Origin of the sequence: Vibrio sp. TH_r3 (assembly GCF_033101115.1) — a bacterium.
Lineage (GTDB): Bacteria > Pseudomonadota > Gammaproteobacteria > Enterobacterales > Vibrionaceae > Vibrio.
Map to the genome: position 1 here is coordinate 90566 of NZ_JAWMPW010000003.1, position 18381 is coordinate 108946.

General features: G+C 40.6%; 17 protein-coding genes. 4 read left to right on the plus strand and 13 right to left on the minus strand.

Features of this window, described 5'->3' with window-relative positions; translation table 11 throughout:
• Positions 1–47: 47 nt before the first annotated feature.
• The 6 genes from R3X26_RS04455 to R3X26_RS04480 form a co-directional block, all read right to left on the minus strand.
• Positions 48–887 carry an ABC transporter permease subunit gene (locus R3X26_RS04455; protein WP_317716008.1) on the minus strand — a complete coding sequence of 280 codons (840 nt, stop codon included), beginning with the start codon at positions 885–887 and terminating at the stop codon, positions 48–50.
• Positions 887–1792 (minus strand): putrescine ABC transporter permease PotH, encoded by a 906-nt coding sequence (gene potH, locus R3X26_RS04460; RefSeq protein ID WP_317716009.1) that lies wholly within the window; start codon positions 1790–1792, stop codon positions 887–889. Before potH ends, R3X26_RS04455 begins: the two co-directional genes overlap by 1 nt.
• Complete coding sequence (gene potA / locus R3X26_RS04465; RefSeq protein ID WP_411572391.1) at positions 1789–2955, minus strand: polyamine ABC transporter ATP-binding protein; 1167 nt, start codon at positions 2953–2955, stop codon at positions 1789–1791. The genes potH and potA overlap by 4 nt, the downstream gene beginning before the upstream one ends.
• A 276-nt stretch (positions 2956–3231) precedes the next feature.
• On the minus strand, positions 3232–4296 hold the full coding sequence (locus R3X26_RS04470) for a polyamine ABC transporter substrate-binding protein (protein WP_317716203.1): 1065 nt from the start codon (positions 4294–4296) through the stop codon (positions 3232–3234).
• 103 nt (positions 4297–4399) lie between these two features.
• Positions 4400–5743, minus strand: coding sequence for an aspartate aminotransferase family protein (locus tag R3X26_RS04475; RefSeq protein ID WP_317716010.1), 1344 nt, complete (start codon positions 5741–5743; stop codon positions 4400–4402).
• A gap of 16 nt (positions 5744–5759) precedes the next feature.
• Positions 5760–7091 (minus strand): glutamine synthetase family protein, encoded by a 1332-nt coding sequence (locus R3X26_RS04480; protein ID WP_317716011.1) that lies wholly within the window; start codon positions 7089–7091, stop codon positions 5760–5762.
• Between the two features lie 232 nt (positions 7092–7323).
• On the opposite strand from R3X26_RS04480, the gene R3X26_RS04485 reads away from it, so the two are divergent.
• Positions 7324–8697, plus strand: coding sequence for a glutamine synthetase family protein (locus R3X26_RS04485; RefSeq protein ID WP_317716012.1), 1374 nt, complete (start codon positions 7324–7326; stop codon positions 8695–8697).
• Between the two features lie 53 nt (positions 8698–8750).
• Positions 8751–10028, plus strand: coding sequence for an FAD-binding oxidoreductase (locus R3X26_RS04490; RefSeq protein ID WP_317716013.1), 1278 nt, complete (start codon positions 8751–8753; stop codon positions 10026–10028).
• Between the two features lie 98 nt (positions 10029–10126).
• Here the strand turns inward: R3X26_RS04490 and R3X26_RS04495 are convergent, their stop codons facing one another.
• Entirely contained in the window at positions 10127–11737 is a 1611-nt protein-coding gene (locus R3X26_RS04495) for an ABC-F family ATPase (RefSeq protein ID WP_317716014.1), read from the minus strand.
• A gap of 142 nt (positions 11738–11879) precedes the next feature.
• A complete protein-coding gene (locus R3X26_RS04500) occupies positions 11880–12308 on the minus strand; it encodes a MarR family winged helix-turn-helix transcriptional regulator (RefSeq protein WP_317716015.1) in 429 nt (142 codons plus the stop codon).
• 92 nt (positions 12309–12400) lie between these two features.
• On the opposite strand from R3X26_RS04500, the gene R3X26_RS04505 reads away from it, so the two are divergent.
• A complete protein-coding gene (locus R3X26_RS04505; RefSeq protein ID WP_317716016.1) occupies positions 12401–13147 on the plus strand; it encodes a siderophore-interacting protein in 747 nt (248 codons plus the stop codon).
• A 72-nt stretch (positions 13148–13219) separates the two neighbouring features.
• Complete coding sequence (locus R3X26_RS04510) at positions 13220–13486, plus strand: DUF5062 family protein (RefSeq protein ID WP_317716017.1); 267 nt, start codon at positions 13220–13222, stop codon at positions 13484–13486.
• An 84-nt stretch (positions 13487–13570) separates the two neighbouring features.
• Here R3X26_RS04510 and R3X26_RS04515 read toward each other — a convergent pair whose 3' ends face one another.
• The 5 genes from R3X26_RS04515 to R3X26_RS04535 all read right to left on the minus strand — a co-directional run bounded on the left by R3X26_RS04515 (position 13571) and on the right by R3X26_RS04535 (position 18378).
• Positions 13571–15349 (minus strand): choline/carnitine O-acyltransferase, encoded by a 1779-nt coding sequence (locus tag R3X26_RS04515; protein ID WP_317716018.1) that lies wholly within the window; start codon positions 15347–15349, stop codon positions 13571–13573.
• Positions 15350–15708: 359 nt separating this feature from the next.
• Entirely contained in the window at positions 15709–16905 is a 1197-nt protein-coding gene (locus tag R3X26_RS04520; RefSeq protein WP_317716019.1) for an acetate kinase, read from the minus strand.
• A gap of 9 nt (positions 16906–16914) precedes the next feature.
• Positions 16915–17445: a EutP/PduV family microcompartment system protein gene (locus R3X26_RS04525; RefSeq protein ID WP_317716020.1), complete on the minus strand. Its 531-nt coding sequence runs from the start codon at positions 17443–17445 to the stop codon at positions 16915–16917.
• Between the two features lie 14 nt (positions 17446–17459).
• On the minus strand, positions 17460–17807 hold the full coding sequence (locus R3X26_RS04530) for a BMC domain-containing protein (RefSeq protein WP_317716021.1): 348 nt from the start codon (positions 17805–17807) through the stop codon (positions 17460–17462).
• Between the two features lie 22 nt (positions 17808–17829).
• The gene (locus tag R3X26_RS04535) at positions 17830–18378 is read right to left on the minus strand and encodes a BMC domain-containing protein (RefSeq protein ID WP_317716022.1); all 549 of its coding nucleotides are present in this window, start codon (positions 18376–18378) and stop codon (positions 17830–17832) included.
• Positions 18379–18381 lie beyond the last annotated feature (3 nt).

Consider the following 18381-nt stretch of genomic DNA (forward strand, 5'->3'; position numbering starts at 1 on the left):
GCGCTACTCTGGTTAAATAGAGCAGCGCCATTGTTTACAGAACGGTATTATGACGTAGCGTTGATCTCCATTCGGCGCTTTTTCTCTGCCTTCGCCATCAACCACCAGCCTATAAAGGACGCACATGATACAATAAGTACCATTAAGGTTGCTAGCGCATTTATTTTAGGGCTTATACCTAAACGAACACTTGAAAACACCACAATAGGCAATGTTGTTGAGCTAGGGCCAGACACAAAACTTGAAATCACTAAGTCGTCTAAAGACAAAGTAAAGGCCAATAGCCATCCTGCTACCAAAGACGGCAGAATCATTGGTAACGTAATTTGGAAAAATACTTTCCAAGGCGGCGCACCGAGATCCATTGCCGCTTCTTCAACTGACCGATCCAATTCTTGCAAACGTGAGCTAATTACGACCGTTACGTAGGCGGTACAGAAGGTAACGTGAGCAATCCAAATGGTTAACATGCCGCGTTGTGCAAACAGATCAATAAACTGACCGAGAGAAATAAACAACAGCAACAAGGACAAGCCGGTAATGACATCTGGCATAACCAAAGGCGCGGTGATCATAAAAGCAAAGCTGGTTTCCCCTCTAAACTTGCCAAAACGCTTTAAGATGAAAGCTGAGATAGTGCCAAGTACAACCGCAGCTGATGCGGCAAGCACACCAACCGTTAAACTGATTTTCAGGCCGTTAATTAGTAGGTCATCTTGGAATAATTCGCTGTACCATTTAGTTGAGAAGCCAGACCATACAGTGACGAGACGGCTTTCATTGAAAGAGTAAATGATAAGGATAACAATCGGTAAATAGAGAAAACTAAAAACCGACCCTAACATTATCCATTTCCATTTGTTGTTATAAACTGGTATTGAATTCATTATGCTGCCTCCAATTCACGTTTTTGGTAACGATGGAACCAGACAATTGGTACCATTAGAATCAGTAACATGGTTATTGCTACCGCAGAAGCGACAGGCCAATCACGATTATTGAAAAATTCTTGCCACAATACTCGTCCTATTAATACCGAATCAGGCCCACCAAGTAGTTCTGGGATAACAAATTCACCCACTGCGGGAATAAATACCAACATTGATCCTGCAATAATTCCGGCTTTGGTTAACGGTATTAATATTCGAATCAACACAGTAAATGGTCTCGCTCCTAGGTCGAGTGCCGCTTCAATGAGCGAATAATCGACCTTCATTAATGCCGTGTAGATAGGAAGGACCATAAAGGGTAGGTAAGTATAAATAATACCGATATAAACAGCGGTATCGGTATGCAAAATATGCAGAGGCTGATCAATAACACCGAGCCCCATTAAGAAATTGTTTAACAGACCGTTGTTTTTAAATATGCCGATTAGCGCGTAAATACGAATTAAAAAACTGGTCCATGAAGGTAGAATAATTAACATCAGCAAAACATTGCGCGTTGCTGGCGTTGAGTGAACAATCGCCCACGCTGTCGGAAAGCCGATGAGTAGACAAAGTACAGTTGAAATAAAGGCAATTCGGAGTGACATTAAATAAGATGAAGCGTATAGACTGTCTTCTATAAGATAGAGATAGTTGCCGATATTGATAAAAAACTGTAACTGTTCGTCGACGATAGCAACCAGATCGGAGTAGGGTGGGATGGCAAGCTCTGCCTCTGCTAGACTTATTTTGAATACAAATAAGAATGGTAGGAGAAAAAAAAGTAGTAACCAGCTGTAAGGTATCGCCATAACCAAATAACGCGAAAACGGAATATTTCGAATAGAATTAAGTATCTTCATATTGTTAATACCACCCCACTTTCTGTTTCCCAATATAAGCTGACTGGATCATTCCACGTTGGCATTCCCACTCTGTGCCGACTAATGTTTTGTACCGATACCACCACCAATTTATTGCTTGGTAAGCGGACATGGTAAATTGACTGGCTGCCTATATACGCAATGTCTTCCACAATGCCTGAGCAACTGTTAGTTTGACTTAATGATTCGGTGCATAGATATATTTTTTCTGGGCGAACTGCAACCATCAATTCAGTTCCAGGCGTAGCAGAAAGTCTGCGATTGAATACAATTGGTTTATCTAAATCGGCGCACTGAATCGTTGAACGGTCATCGGTACTGCTGGCTAAAGTGCCGTCGAAAATATTGACTGAACCAATAAACTCGGCGCAATAGCGTGAATTTGGTGATTCATAAATAGAGTTAGGTGAACCAATTTGAACAAATTGACCCTTGTTCATAATAGCGATGCGGTCAGCCATGGTCATCGCTTCTTCTTGGTCATGCGTGACCATTACGCAGGTAACGCCAACTCGCTCAAGAATGTCGACGATTTCGAGTTGCATTTTTTCACGTAAATTTTTATCTAATGCACCCATTGGTTCATCAAGTAGCAACAATATTGGTCGTTTCGCTAAACTTCTTGCAAGCGCCACACGTTGCCTTTGCCCACCGGACAGTTGATGAGGTTTACGATTGGCGTACTCAGTCATATGAACCAGTTCAAGGAGTTCTTCAACGGTCTTTTTAATTTCTACTTTAGAAAGGCTTTCCTGCTTTAGACCAAAGGCAATGTTATTGAATACGGTCATATGAGGAAATAGGGCGTAGGATTGGAACATCATATTGACTGGGCGACGATAAGGCGGAATATTGGCTAAGTCTTCCCCACCAAGAATGATTTGGCCTGAATCGGGTGATTCGAATCCGGCGAGCATTCGCAGTAGTGTCGATTTCCCACAACCAGAACCGCCAACTAGTGCGCATATTTCACCTTGATTAATGGTGAGATCGACGTTGTCGACAGCGGTATGGCCGTCAAATGTTTTGGTTAATCCTTTTATTTGTAACAGTGGTCTGTTCTGTTTTCGTACAGCCGTTGGTTTTTCAATAGTGTTCTCTACACTATCTGACGTGGGTGAGTCTGTGGTTATTGTCGTCATATATGTCCCTATATAAAACCTGTCCGTGTAAACACTTTTCTACATATAACTATGTTATTTTCATAAAACTATACTGTTTAAAATTGACTATTTTGTTGTGGTATAAATACGTTGTTCTAATGTAAATAAACTGTCTTGGTATAATGCTATTTCTATCTAATTAAGCGTTAACGATTTGATAAAATTATGCTGCGATTGACGGTCATTTTAATTAACTAGCGCTCTAATTAACTAGCGCTCTAATTAAGTAAAGCTAGAGCGCTAATTTTTAGCTGACTAGTTTCTAACAAACTCTGTCCATGTGCGCGTGATCACACGAGAAACCTCATTCGGTAGCATTTTGCTACTGTACAGTTTTTCTTGAACTTCTTCGGAAGGATAAATACCAGGGTTATCAAGGATTTCTTGGTCAAGAAACTCACGTGACGCGGTATTTGCATTGGCGTACCAGACGTAGTTACTGATATTAGCCATTACTTCTGGACGCAATAGATAATTGATAAATTTCATCGCATTATCTGGGTGTTTTGCATCTTTCGGTATGGCCATTAAATCAAACCATGCGAGCGCCCCTTCTTTTGGAATATTGTACGCAACTTCTACACCGTTCTCTGCTTCTGCTGCTCGGTCAGATGCTTGTAGAACATCACCAGACCAACCGACGGTTACACAAATGTCACCATTGGCTAAGTCATTGATGTATTGAGAAGAATGAAAGTAGGTAATGTAAGGTCTGACTTGTTTTAGCAGTGCAAGTGCTTCTTTGTAGTCATCGCTATTTCGTGAGTTAGGATCTTTGCCAAGATAGTTTAACGCAGCCGCTAGGATTTCTGTTGGTGCGTTTAAGAATGCTACGCCACAGCTGCTGAGTTTTTCCATGTTTTCTGGTTTAAACACAAGATCCCAACTGTCTACCGGGGCATCTTTACCCAACGCTTGTTCAACTTTGTCTACGTTGTATCCAATACCTGTTGTACCCCAAAGATATGGGACAGCGTAAGCATTTTTAGGATCGACTGTTTGCTCTAAAACTGACATCAGCTTGCTATCTAAGTTGCCATAGTTGGTCAGCTTATTTTTGTCGAGTGGCATGAAAGCACCCGCGATTACTTGACGACCAAGAAAGTCATTGGATGGAACAACAATGTCAAAACCAGTCTGTCCAGATAAAATTTTTGCTTCTAGTACCTCATTGGAATCAAACACATCATAGACTACTTTTATACCTGTTTCTGCTTCAAAGTCCTTGATAGTGTCTGCTGCAATATAATCCGACCAGTTATAGATATTAAGTACTTTTTCTTCTTCAGCAAAGACAGAATGTGTTGTTGTCGCCCCCATAATTCCTATTGCTAATGCTGTTGCTAGGTTTTTCTTTAACATAGTTAATCTCCAATCCTTGGGTATGTTTATGTTTTGCTAGGCTTTTAAAGTTATAATCAACTTATAAAGAAGCCAGAGTTAAATCGAGTGCTTGTTTTACTCTTTCAATAAGCAGATCAATTTCAGTTTCAGTGATAATTAATGGTGGGCTCACTATCATCGTGTCGCCAACAGCTCGCATGATTAATCCGCTTTTTAGGCAGTTTTCTCGACATACTGTGCCCATTTCCATCTCTTTTTCGAAGCGCTGATTGGTGGTTTTGTCAGACACCAATTCGATTGCTGCTACCATTCCTTTTGAACGAGCTTCGCCAACTAGAGGGTGGGCTGACAAGCTCTGCCATTTCTGGTTAAAGTAAGGAACGATTTTCTCTTTTAGTGTTGGAATGATACTTTGTGATTGCATCTGTTTGATATTGGCGATAGCCACAGCGCAAGCCGCTGGATGACCAGAATAAGTAAATCCGTGTGCAAATTCTGAATCGACATTTTTGAGTACTTTGGCGACGTCATCATGTACCATCACTCCACCAAGAGGTAGGTATCCCGATGTAATCCCTTTTGCCATACACAATAAATCAGGTTTGATGTTATAAGTGTTACTGGCAAACCACTCACCTGTACGACCAAAGCCACAAATCACTTCATCTGCAACCAATAAGATTTCATATTTATCGCAAATACGTTGAATTTCTGGCCAATAATTTTCTGGTGGGATAATAACGCCACCGGCACCTTGAATAGGTTCTGCAATGAATGCTGCGACGTTATCTTCACCTAACTCAAGAATTTTTTCTTCTAGCTGGCGTGCTCGTTCGAGACCGAAAGCTTCAACATCGCCATCTGTACATTCAGCAAAACTATAGGGTTGGTCAATATGCACAATATCCGGAACCAGACAGCCTGTTTGTTGGCGCATAAAATCCATACCACCTAAACTCGCGCCCGCGATAGTACTGCCGTGATAGGCATTTTTTCGGCCAATAATGACTTTTTTGTCTTTCTTACCCAAGGCGTTCCAGTAATAGCGAACCATGCGAACCACAGTATCGTTACATTCTGAACCTGAACCAGTAAAAAAGACGTGATTCATTCCTTCTGGGGTAACTTCTGACAGCAGTTTAGCCAGTTTTGCGGCTGGTGGATGAGTGGTTTGGAAAAACAGATTGTAATAAGGCAGTGTTTTCAGCTGCTCGGTTGCGGCTTCAATTAATGGTTCGCAGTTGTAGCCTAAATTTACGCACCACAAACCAGACATGGCATCGAGAATTTCAAATCCTGTTTCATCATAAACGTATATTCCTTCGGCTCTTTCTATCATTCGAGCGCCTTTAGCGTTTAACTCGTGATAGTTACTAAAAGGATGAAAACAGTGTTGCGCATCGTATTGTACTAATTCAGACATAATAACCTCCTTATCCTTACACATTGAGTAGTAAAAACTCTCTTTCCCATGAGCTAATCACTTGGAAAAACGTTTGGTATTCTTTGCGCTTGATGGCAACGTAAGCAGCAACAAAACGTTCACCCAGAATTTCTTTTAGTTCATCGCAGTTTTCGAGCAGTCGCAGTGCTTCTTCAACGGTACGAGGAAGTTCATACGGGTCTTGGCTGGTGTCCTCAGTCGCAATGTCGGTCGGCTCTAATTCTTGTACCATGCCTAGATAACCACATGCGAGTGACACAGCCATTGCCAAATAAGGATTGGCATCCGCCCCCGCATAACGATTTTCTATTCGACGAGATTTCCCATCAGATACAGGGATCCTTAACCCGACTGTCCTGTTATCTTCACCCCATTCTAAGTTTGTAGGGGCTGAGTCACCGAACACTAGGCGGCGGTACGAGTTGACGTTAGGTGCGAAAAATGACAAGCCAGCAGGTGTGTATTTTTGCAGACCCGCAATATAGTTGTATAACGCTTTACTGTTACTGCCATCGGGATTGCTGAATAGATTATTACCATCTTTGTCGAGTATATTTTGATGGATATGCATCGCCGAACCAGGTTCGTGCTCCATCGGTTTAGCCATAAACGTTGCATAAACGTTGTGGGTAAGAGCGGATTCTCGAACCGTACGTTTGAAGAGGAAAACTTGATCGGCGCTTTCTAGTGCTTCGCCGTGATCAAAGTTGATTTCCATTTGAGCCGCACCTGATTCGTGAATGAGTGTGTCGACTTCTAATTCTTGAACTTCACAAAAGTCATACATATCTTCAAATAAAGGGTCAAACTCATTGACGGCATCAATACTGAAAGATTGTCTGGCAGTTTCTGGGCGACCATTACGCCCGACAGGTGGTTCTAATGGGTAATCCCAATCGAGGTTTTGTTTCACTAAGAAAAACTCTAGCTCTGGAGCGACGATTGGCGTCCACCCTTTATCGTGATAGAGTTTTAGAACTCGTTTGAGCACACTTCGCGGTGCGATACCAACCAAATCCCCACTTGCGTCATAACAGTTGTGGATGATTTGTGCAGTCGGTTCTTTTGCCCAAGGGACAAAGCGAATGGTTTGTGGGTCTGGCTCCAAGATCATGTCTTTTTCGGTGAGGTCGATCATGGTGTCATCGTCGGGCCAGTCACCAGTAATGGTCTGAAAAAATAAGCTTTCTGGGAGTCTCATCCCCTTATCTTTCAAGAATTTATTGGCAGGAATAATTTTGCCACGAGCATTACCAGTTATATCTGGGATAAGACATTCAACTTCGGTAATGTTATTTTCGAGTATCCATTTTCTGATTGTGTCCATATTTTTCAGCCGTTTTTTTGTCAATAGTTATTTGGTAACTATGTGAGGCTCTCCGTAGTCTCACTATTCTAGAAATGCCACAAAACCAATATTCATGTCAATCATTTGTTAATTATTTATTGCTTATTTCGCTATTTTTTAAGAAATTAGTCTGTTTTGTATCAAAATACTTTACATTGATGTGGTTTTTTTACTAGTCTGTTTTTTGTTCGATATGAGAAGGAAGTCATAGATGACATATAAAAATAGTAAATGGATGACCGAAGATAGTATTGCAGATGTAGAGCTGTTTATTGCGCAACATCCAGAAATAACAAGTATAGACTTGATTCTTTTTGATATTAATGGAATTGAACGAGGAAAACGAATTCCAGTGTCTATGTTGGAAAAAGTGGTGAGACATGGCGTTTGTATGCCAGCGTCGGTATTCGCATTGGACATTAATGGTGAAACCGTTGAGGAAACAGGGTTGGGATTTGCTCAGGGCGATTCTGATCGTGTTTGTCGTATTGTAGATGGAACGCTGACGGTAATTCCATGGAAGCCCGGCGTTGCTCAAGCAATCATCACCATGTTGGATCAAAATCAGGTGGATGGCTTTTTTGCTGACCCCAGACAAGTGCTCAACAAACAGTTGATAGAAATGGCAAACAAAAACTATTTCCCGTGTGTTGCGGTTGAGTTTGAGTTTTATCTGCAAGATCTTGAGTTAGATACAGACGGAAAACCACAGCCGCCGTTGATGCCGAATAGTCAACAGCGAATGGAAAAAACCCAAGTCTATTCACTTGAAGAGTTGGACGAGTTTCGTGGTTTTATCGACGAAATTATTGCTGCATGCGAAATTCAAAATATTCCCGCCGCTAATATTACTGCTGAATATGCACCTGGTCAGTTTGAAGTAAATTTGAATCACAATCTTGATGTTGTTCAAGCATGCGACCAAGCCATGGCGATGAAGCGAGTGGTTAGAGAAGTGGCGAAAAAACATGGCTTTAAGGCTAATTTTATGGCGAAGCCCTATCGTGAATATTCTGGTAGTGGTTGCCATGTTCATATCAGTGTGTTTGATGAAAACGGGTTGAATGTGTTCAATCACACCCCTGAAATATTGAACTATTCGATTGCTGGTATCTTACAATATATGCCAGATACTATGGCTATTATTGCCCCCAATGCCAATTCGTATCGCCGTTTTCAACCTAATATGTTTGTCTCTCTTTGGCCGAACTGGGGATGGGATAACAGGACAGTCGCTTTACGAGTGCCTGCCGATACCGGTCAAAATAGACGTTTAGAACATCGTATTTCTGGTGCGGACTGCAATCCTTATTTAGTTATTGCGGCTATTTTGGCTACGATGCAAGAGGGGATAGAGCAACATATGGTTCCTTCTGAACCAATATCGGGTAATGCTTACGAGCTTGAGGGAAGTAATTTCTTGCCTCAGTCTTGGCTGCATGCAATTGATAAGTTTCAATCCAGTGATGTGTTATACCAAAGATTGAGCGCAGAGTTTTGCAATGTGTACCAAGAAAATAAACGCAGTGAGCAGCAGAGCTTTTTTTCGCAAGTTTCTTCATTGGATTATGAATGGTATTTGTAAAGAACAGAGATGTTTTGTAAAGGAATAAATGACGTTGTTAAGGATAACAAACAATGAAACAGCAACATGAAAATTCATATTATGCACACAGTGCCAATCAGCAATTTGATTTTCCACAACTTCAAGGCGAACAAAAATTTGATGTGTGTGTGGTTGGCTCTGGAATTACCGGAGTAGCTTCTGCATTAGAGTTAGCTAAAAAAGGGTACAAGGTAGCCGTACTAGAAGCTAATCGAGTCGGATGGGGGGCGTCGGGTCGTAGTGGAGGACAAGCTATATTTGGCTGGGCTAGCGAACAACATTCTTTAGAAAAAATGGTCGGTAAAGCGGATGCCAAGCGACTTTGGGATATGAGCGTTGAAGGCTTAGCGATTACTAAAGGCTATATTGCCGAACATAATATTGAATGTGATTGGCGAGATGGCATGGTGCATCTTGGTGTTAAAGCGCGCCATGATAGAGAGTTGCAAGAATGGCTTGAAAATCTGCATACAGACTATAATTATGATTCGCTAGAAATATGGGATAAGAATAAAGTCCGTCAGCATATCGCGAGTGACAAATATACCTCAGGTATGTTTGATTCTAATAGTGGTCATCTACATCCACTGAATTATACATTAGGTCTGGTCAAAGCAGCCAAAGAAGCAGGTGTGCAGTTTTTTGAAGACAGTGCCGTAGAAAGTATACAACATGGAAACCCTGTTAAACTGTCTACAGCAAAGGGTCATGTTATTGCTAATCATGTGGTGCTTGCTTGTAATGCATATATGAAAGGACTTGAGTACTCGATCGAAAATAAAGTGATGCCAGTGGGTACATACGTTTGTGCTACGGAACCATTGGGTGAAGAGATGTCGATGGCGTTAATGAAGGATCATATTGCAGCTTGTGATATTAATTTTGTTTTAGATTATTTTCGCTTTTCTGGCGATCATCGAATGTTATTTGGAGGTAAGGTTAGTTATTCTGGGATTGAGCCTCGTAACCTTGCTCAGACCATGCGAGCTCGCATGGTTAGCGTGTTTCCACAGTTAAAGGATGCAAAAATTGACTGTGCATGGGGGGGGAATGTTGCCATCACTATGAACAGAGCCCCGCATTTTGGTCGAATTAAACCAAATGTATATTATGCTCAGGGGTTTTCTGGACATGGTATCGCCGCTACGGGGTTAGCTGGTAAATTGATGGCAGAAGCGGTATCTGGAACGGCAGAAAGATTAGACGTTTTTGAACGAATACCTCACCTACCTTTTGTTGGTGGTAGGATGCTTAGAACGCCTGCCTTGGTGTTAGGGATGGCGTATTACAGATTGCGTGACTTACTTTAATAGGCACAAAGGTTCAGAGAGTATCTGAACCTTTTGCCAACAAACATCTGAGCCTTTTATTAACCAGTATTCTTTTTAATAGTCAGTATCACAGGCATTTAGGCGACTTTTCTGCTATTCGCTTCTTTTTGGCTTGCCATGTAATCATTAAAGGTTCCGTGGAAATTAATCAATTTATTATCTTTAATGTCAATAATGTGAGTAGCCAGTGACGAGACAAACTCTCTATCGTGGCTAACAAAAATCAGTGTGCCTTCAAATAATTTCAAGGCCTGATTTAATGCTTCGATTGCTTCCATATCCATGTGATTGGTTGGTTCATCCATTATTAGAACATTAATATCTAACATCATCAGTTTGCCAAATAGTAAGCGATTCTTTTCTCCACCTGAGCAGTTACGGGCTTTTTTGTTGATGTCATCTTCAGTGAATAGAAGGCGGCCCAACATGCCTCGTATCATTAAGTCGTTATGCTTGGTTGAACGCCATTGCGACATCCATTCAAATAGTGATAAATCGTTATCAAAGTCTCGATTGCTATCTTGTGGACAGTACCCAATAGCGGCATTTTCAGACCATTTGACCACACCTTGATTATGAGCCAGCTCTTCGACTAAACAGCGCAGTAAAGTGGTTTTACCCACGCCATTTTCTCCAATAACCGCCAGTTTGGCGCCAGCTTCAAGAATCAGGTTGCCACCTTCAAATAAAAGTTGATCGTCAAAACCGTGTGCTAACTCTTCTAAAATGAGTGCTTGTCGGTGCAGTTTTTTGCTTTCATCAAAGCGCAGCGATGGTGTCATTCTGCTGGATGACTTGACTTCATCGAGTGATATTTTTTCTAATTTTTTTGCTCGTGAACTGGCTTGTTTTGCTTTAGAAGCATTCGCACCAAAGCGGTTAACAAAGTCTTGCAACTCAACCATTTCAGCACTTTTCTTGGCATTACCAGCGAGTAATTGTTCTTGTATTAGGCTTGATGCTTCGAGGAAATATTCATAATTGCCAGGATAAATTCGCAGCTCACCGTAATCAATATCGGCCATATGAGTACAAACGGTATTTAGAAAGTGTCGATCATGGGAAATAATGATCATGGTGCACTTACGTTGATTAAGTTCACCGGCAAGCCAGTTGATGGTATGAATATCAAGGTTGTTGGTTGGTTCATCAAGCAGCAAGATATCAGGATTAGAGAACAATGCTTGGGCCAACAGAACACGCAACTTTCGACCAGGGGCAACTTGGCTCATTAATCCAAAGTGATACTTTTCTTCAATACCGGCTTCGAGTAAAATTTCGCCCGCGCGACTTTCTGCACTGTAACCATCCATTTCGGCAAATTCACTTTCTAATTCACCTACTTTCATGCCATCTTCTTCACTCATTTCAGGTAGTGAGTAAATGCGTTCGCGTTCTTGTTTTATTTCCCAGAGTTTAGGATCACCCTGAATTACAGCATCGATTACCGTGTATTGTTCGAAAGCAAACTGATCTTGACTCAGTGTTCCGACTTTTTGTCCTGGAGTGATGGATACGTTACCTGAGGTCGGCGCGAGCTCTCCACTTAGGATCTTCATAAACGTTGACTTGCCACATCCGTTTGCACCAATTAAACCGTAACGGTTTCCGTTGCCGAATTTTGCGGAGATGTTTTCAAACAATGGCGCAGGGCCAAACTGCATGGTGATATTTGCGGTAGAGATCAATGGAATTTCCTAGATAGTCATGACTGGATAACAAGAAGAGTAAGGCTTGTATTTGAGGTCAGCCGTTTATGTGGCTGAAACAGCGGCGCATTATACAGAATAATCTGTTTAAATGTCGAGCAAGCATTGAAACTAAATATTATTACCTTTCTCTTAAAGTATTGGCGATGATGTCAGCGATCCGTTTGAATTCTTCTAATTCTTCTGTACTTAGGTTTTTTTGTATTTTTTCTTGCACATCGCGTTGCGTGTCTGCGATTAAGTTTGCTAATGATTTCCCTTGTTCGGTTAAAGATAAAAGCTGACTGCGTTTGTCTTGTGGGTTGGCTACTTTAGTGATCCAATTTTTATCTATCATCTCTTTGATTAATCGAGCAATTTGAGATTTATCTCGTGAGAAAAAACTCGCTATATCATTAGCGGTACAGACGGTATTTCTATCGATAAAGGTTAGACATTTTACATGCATTGAATGTAAGCCTATATCAGTGGCATTAAGCTTAGAACGCATAGTAAGTCGATACAAATGCATGATAGTAAAAACAGAATCTGAAATAGATACATTATTCATAACTAAATCCTTAATTATAGTTGACATTATCAACTAACTTCTAATATAGTAGACTTTATCAACTTACTTGTTGAGTTTCAAGTTTAAAGGAAATGCCAGTGAAACCTAAAGCTCCCAATTTACGTCCCGTTCATGTTGCTAGTATCAGCGATCTGTCTCCACATTTACGCCGTATCGTTGTAACAGGAGAAAGCCTAAAGGATTTTCCAATTGGTTTGGAAGGTTCTTATGTTAAAGTTGTGTTGCCACAAGATGGCGACGATGAGCGTAAGATGCGCTCTTATACGATCCGCCGTTTTGATAAGACAACTAAGCGATTAACGCTCGATTTTGTCATTAATCTTCATACTGGGCCTGCAACCAATTGGGCAAAAAATGCAAAGGTTGGTGACCCAGTGGCGATAGCTGGACCTGGTCCATTAAAAATGACTAATTACGATCACCATAGCTATTTATTGGTGGGAGATATTACCTCGGTTAATGCGATAAACGGGTATGTTCCTCGATTTAAATCCAGTGCAGATATTCGGGCGATTATTTCGGTGCCCACTCGAACAGATATTATCCAGATGGATTACCAAGATGCCGATAATACCATCTGGTTTATCGAAGATGAGGCAAGCGTAACGTTAGAGCAAGTTGTGATTGAAACTGCACAAAATATGGCAAAAGACACACACGTTTTCTTAGGGCTAGAAGCAAGAACTATTCGTTCGCTTAGGCCAGTTTTGCAACAAGAAATAGGATTTGATCGGCTAAATGTATCGGCGGTAGGGTATTGGAAAAGAGGGGTCGATGCCGATCGTTTTGGTATGGAAAAGAAAAGCAATCCGTTGTAGAAATTTTTGCTCGTCAAGTTTTACTATATCTATATACTGATGACATCACTTAATCTGAATGGTGGCTGTTGTATGTCAAAAACGAGTAAGATAATAAATGAAGATAAGTTACTAAAAAAAGCGTTAGAAGTTGGCAGTAAAATGGCAAAAATGCAGGGTTACGAATTGTTTAATCAAAGTTCCTCGGCACAGATTAAAACAAAAGCATTGTATTTGTTTTTAGTTGAAGTTCGCCAGATTACCCCTTTACCAGATGATAAACTGGATGGAAAAAATATTAAGAAGCGTTTAGCACTGTGGATTCATAGTGCACTACCTGATAATGATCCTCTCAAATAGTCTCATTCTTTAAGTTTATCTTGGCTACTAATTACTCAGGCTAAGATAAACTACCTAGCCTGAACTCCGAATGAACAATTCAGATTAACTCGCCATTATCTCTGCCATTTCAAGCAAGGCTTGCTCTATATATAATGTCATTTTATCGAGATCAGCTTGGAGTTTGGTTCTGCTGGTCATATTAAAACAGATAGAATTATCGCGAACAAAATATCTAATCCCAAATCCGTGGTCAACAATTGGTCCGTAACCCGCTAGTTCAACCCCGTATTCAGAGGTAGTGCTTGTACAAACCACGCTCTCTGTTAATGCTTGATACCCTTTATCACTAAACAGTGTCGGTAGTGTGTTAATACCCAGCTCTTCACCTGCAAGTTGGTAACAATATTTCAGAGCAAGTAGGTGAGTGTGAACCCCTTTCCCTTGTCGGCATTCATTCGCTCGAGCAGTGTGTTTTCGTGTCGCTTCAACTAACGCTTTCGCGGTTGTTTCTTGGCTGCTATCGTTAGATTGAATGTGTTGAATAAAGGCTAATGATTCTGGTGAAACGGTGTACAACACGTCAATTCTTCCATCAAGAAAAGTTCGGGTCATTACGGCTTCATAGGCACTATAACACTGGCCGTATAACTTATATTCTGCCAATTGTAGAGCAAGTTGCACGAAGGCATCTGGGCTGACTTTGAAGGTTTTGATTTTCTGCTTGCCAAAATAATCAAAGTCCAGAATACAGGTGTGGGTATTAGTAATATGCGTGTGAAATGCGGGTATGGCCGATTGGATTTTTTGATGCAAATGGTCATTTAAATCGAAGAGTAATGATTTGGTTTGCTGTTTTAACAAATCGTCTGAAGGTAGACATGTTAGGTTCGTTTCAAATGAGATGGTATCAATGGTGTCATAGATATGAGCGATTAGTCGTAACATGACAGATCCATCTACCCCGGTGTGTTCGAAGTTGATGCCTGTTTTACCATTTTTAAACACTATAAACTGCAAAGACTTATCAAAAAATCGGTCTATTCCGCTGCCATGTAAACACTGTTTCGATATATCGATCAGTTGTTCAGGGCTGTTTTGATCTAGACATATTGCAAATGCCGCCTGTTCTATCTGTTGCATTTTTTCTACATTATCGGCTGATAAATCTAACAGCTTTGTTCTTGTTTCTGCCCAGTCATCTCGGTTTAAGGTGGTTAATAAACCGAGATTTTGTCCTTGTTGAGTGTTGGAGAGAATACGCTCTAACTGTCGTTTAATGCTCGATGCTGATTGGCGGTTTCCTTGGCCATCTAGTATATCTACTGTGAAAATAGATTGATTATGCAACACGATAATATGTTTTTTTTCTGAAAATACGTGAAAGTTATCGGTTGTTTGGCAAGGTATTCGAATAGAAGAAAATAAATTCTTGTATTGATTCATGCAAAGGGGGCTGGTTTTTTGCCTATCCGGTGTGAGCTGTTTGTTTTCGAGTAAGGCGATAAAATCATAAACAGTGCTTATGAGCGCGGCAGCAATGTGAGCCTGAGAGCAGCGTTGTTCATCTAGTTTGCTTTTTAGATAATAGAAAACGTTACTGTTAATGACTAATGGTGAGCGAGATTGCAGATACAGGTTTTGCCAAGCTGGTGCTGACCAGTTGCCAACTGGCTCTGTTTCACTCCAGTGATGAAGTTGCTTTTGTAATTGCTCTCCTTCAGCTCCAGGCTCAAGAAACTGCTGAACAACTTTGTTGGTTTCGATGGCTTCTTGTTTAGTTAACAGAGGTTTAGACCATTCTATAAATTTGTAACATGTGTCACTTAATTCGGGTACTGGCATTTTAGGTAATGACGTTTGACCGCTAAATGTGCTTCCCATTGGTCTGTTAAACTCCTAGTAATGGACGCTATTTACTTACAAAAATGAGCTTGATTGCTTTTATGTTTTTGAGCAAATATATGGCTTAGATAATATTTTGTTTAGAAAATATGGCGTTTAGAAAGTTGTCGTCGAAAAAACGAGACATCGAAAAAGACGGCTTCTATCCTAAGTATCACAGAGTGATTTGTCTATATATAACCTGAATGGTTGGCATATTGCTATGCATTGAGTGGTTTACGACAATAATCATATTGTAGTAAACCACTATCTTACGCTGATTTTGGAGTATTTTTGGGTATGGATCATCGCTTTAACCAACAAGCGATTAAAGCACTTTGTTGCTAAGATGATCGATTTTATGATTTGTTGAAAACAATATTAAAGGCTTCTCTTGCCATCATTAGTTCTTCGTTTGTGTTGATTATTGCCAGTTTTATTCGAGAATTTTGTGTATGGATAAAGGTTTGTTTTGCTTGGTTTAATTTTTCATTAAGCTCAATACCGATACCTTCTAGGTCTTTGCACACAGCGGCGCGGATGTAATCTGAATTTTCTCCAATGCCTCCAGTAAATAGTATGACATCGGCACCACCCATCTGAATTAAGTAAGAACCAATAAAATCCCTAATACGTTGAACGAAAATATCTAATGCTATTTGAGCTCTTTCATTACCTTGTTTGGCGGCAGATTCAACTTCTCGGCAATCGTTCGATATACCAGACAAGCCAAGAAGACCAGATTTGCTGTTCATTATCTGGTTCAGATCGTCGATACTCAGATGGTATTTTTGGGTTAAAAAAACCAGAATTGAAGGGTCAATATCGCCACACCGAGTCCCCATCATTAAACCTGCCATCGGTGTAAATCCCATCGAAGTATTGACAGAATAGCCTTTATCAATAGCGCAAATACTCGCTCCACTGCCTAAATGACAACTGATAATTTTCAGTTCTGATAATGGGTAGTTCATTTGCTCAGCACAAACTTGGCTGACATATTTATGGCTTGTGCCGTGAAACCCATAACGGCGGATATGGTCATCTTGATAAAAATGATAGGGAATAGCATACAGAAAATGTTTCGGTTTGATACTTTGATGAAACGAAGTATCGAATACTGCAATTTGTTCTATATCGGGTAATTTAATTGCCATAGCTTTAATAAAGGCGATGTTGACCGGATTATGCAAAGGAGCTAATTCTATTAGCGTTTCTAATTGTTCTATTACGTCATTGGTTATAGAGACTGATTGGGTAAAATTTTCACCGCCGTGTGCCACGCGATGGGCGACACTTTTTATCTCTGCTATACAGGAAATTGCCTGATGATATTTCAATTGCTCAAGCAAGAAGTCAATCGCTTCATGTGGGGAATTTAACTCAATATTCTCCTGACGATGGCGTTTATTGTCTGTTTTTAGAACAAACTCTGCGTCTTCTTTGCCTATTTTATCTATCATCCCTTTGGCGAGTAATTTCTCGCTTGGCATAGAATACAATTGAAACTTTAATGTTGAGCTGCCTGCATTAATTGCTAATATCTTATTTTCCATAATGATGTTCTATTCCCAATTTAAAAATTGTCTTAATTGAATAATGCCTGTGTTGTTATACGCAGAAGTTGATAAAACGATTGAGGCTCCTGCATCGATAAGTTGCTGTGTAATTAGGTGTGCTTCTTGTTCGGTAATGACATCCGCTTTGGTAATAATACCAATAACACGTTTGTTGAATGCGGTAGCAAACTGAGGAGCAAAAATATTGTGTGGATTATCGGCACACTGCACTAATGCGATCACATCAGCATCGTAAGAAGCATTAATGAGTGCACTGTACAATCTAGGGTTCTCTAAGTATTCCCCAGGTGTATCGATAGCACTGTGGGAAAACTGCATTGCTTGAGTTTTTTGGTATTCAATAATTTGATTATTCAAACTCTGCAATAATGTCGTTTTACCACTGCCACTTCGGCCAATTAACATCAGCTTTTTAGGTGGTACTAGTGTGCTAGGCGCTTCTTTATGCGACCTCTCTGTTTTGGAGGCGCTATCTGTTTTGGAGTAGCTATTTGGCTTCGACGCGCTTTTCGTCATATATGAATTGCCGATCATGTACGAGTTAACGGACAGGTGGTAAATTTCATCATGTCACCTAATGTGTAGCTAACCTGTTTTAATGCATATTCCACTGCGGAAACATCGCCCGTAAACACTACAGAACCGGTGAAGCGATCAACGAAGCCTAATTCAATTGCACCGGATTTTGTGGCGATATCGCCCGCAATTATTGCCGCTTCGCTCGGTGTGATCGTCAGAATACCAATGGCGTTGGTTTCGCAATTTAATCCCATTTTTTGATAAAGCGCTTTGTTGGGATTAGCAATTAAATGTACTAGCGTAATCTGTTTACCTGGGACATATTCTTGAACGACTCTATCTTTCTCTTCATTCGCCATGGCTGGTTCCTTTATTGCCTAGTTATAAAACATGCTGCCATAAGGCTTTATCTGGTTTTGCTATACAGCTATTCTGTACCAATAGACCTTTACTTCCGGCGCTATTTGACGCCTCAGTGACGGCGGTTTTTATGTCGGTTATCTCGCCGTTCAGCACCATGTAACATTTACCACCAATACCGAACGCCATGTGAATTCTAGCCAGTTGGACATTCGCGGCTTTTACAGCAGCATCAGCAGCAGTAATGCAGGCACCAACACTGTACGTTTCTACAATACCGATGGATTTTTTATTACCGATTTCATTTACACCACTTAATGCAGGAAGAACAGATGCATGAATGTTGGCAATTACAAAGCTGTCTACAATTAGATGTTTACCTGCGTGAACACCATTATCGACTGCTTGTTTGATTGCACCAATTTCCCCGCCGACTAAGGCAATGTATTTACCTGGGCAAATAGTTTTAGCGATTAAAAGTTCTACATTTGAGCTAGTGAGCATGACATCGGTGACTTCAATGCCTTTAGCAATGCTACTCAGTTCTACTAATCCAATGGCGTGATGCATGAG

Coding starts and splice junctions, on each gene's coding strand:
- R3X26_RS04505 (WP_317716016.1), top strand. CDS start 12,401: ATGCCAGTGAAACCTAAAGCTCCCAATTTACGTCCCGTTCATGTTGCT.
- R3X26_RS04525 (WP_317716020.1), bottom strand. CDS start 17,445: ATGACGAAAAGCGCGTCGAAGCCAAATAGCTACTCCAAAACAGATAGC.
- potH (WP_317716009.1), bottom strand. CDS start 1,792: ATGAAGATACTTAATTCTATTCGAAATATTCCGTTTTCGCGTTATTTG.
- R3X26_RS04500 (WP_317716015.1), bottom strand. CDS start 12,308: ATGAATAATGTATCTATTTCAGATTCTGTTTTTACTATCATGCATTTG.
- R3X26_RS04475 (WP_317716010.1), bottom strand. CDS start 5,743: ATGTCTGAATTAGTACAATACGATGCGCAACACTGTTTTCATCCTTTT.
- potA (WP_411572391.1), bottom strand. CDS start 2,955: ATGACGACAATAACCACAGACTCACCCACGTCAGATAGTGTAGAGAAC.
- R3X26_RS04530 (WP_317716021.1), bottom strand. CDS start 17,807: ATGGCGAATGAAGAGAAAGATAGAGTCGTTCAAGAATATGTCCCAGGT.
- R3X26_RS04480 (WP_317716011.1), bottom strand. CDS start 7,091: ATGGACACAATCAGAAAATGGATACTCGAAAATAACATTACCGAAGTT.
- R3X26_RS04510 (WP_317716017.1), top strand. CDS start 13,220: ATGTCAAAAACGAGTAAGATAATAAATGAAGATAAGTTACTAAAAAAA.
- R3X26_RS04485 (WP_317716012.1), top strand. CDS start 7,324: ATGACATATAAAAATAGTAAATGGATGACCGAAGATAGTATTGCAGAT.
- R3X26_RS04470 (WP_317716203.1), bottom strand. CDS start 4,296: ATGGGGGCGACAACAACACATTCTGTCTTTGCTGAAGAAGAAAAAGTA.
- R3X26_RS04515 (WP_317716018.1), bottom strand. CDS start 15,349: ATGGGAAGCACATTTAGCGGTCAAACGTCATTACCTAAAATGCCAGTA.
- R3X26_RS04455 (WP_317716008.1), bottom strand. CDS start 887: ATGAATTCAATACCAGTTTATAACAACAAATGGAAATGGATAATGTTA.
- R3X26_RS04490 (WP_317716013.1), top strand. CDS start 8,751: ATGAAACAGCAACATGAAAATTCATATTATGCACACAGTGCCAATCAG.
- R3X26_RS04535 (WP_317716022.1), bottom strand. CDS start 18,378: ATGCATCACGCCATTGGATTAGTAGAACTGAGTAGCATTGCTAAAGGC.
- R3X26_RS04520 (WP_317716019.1), bottom strand. CDS start 16,905: ATGGAAAATAAGATATTAGCAATTAATGCAGGCAGCTCAACATTAAAG.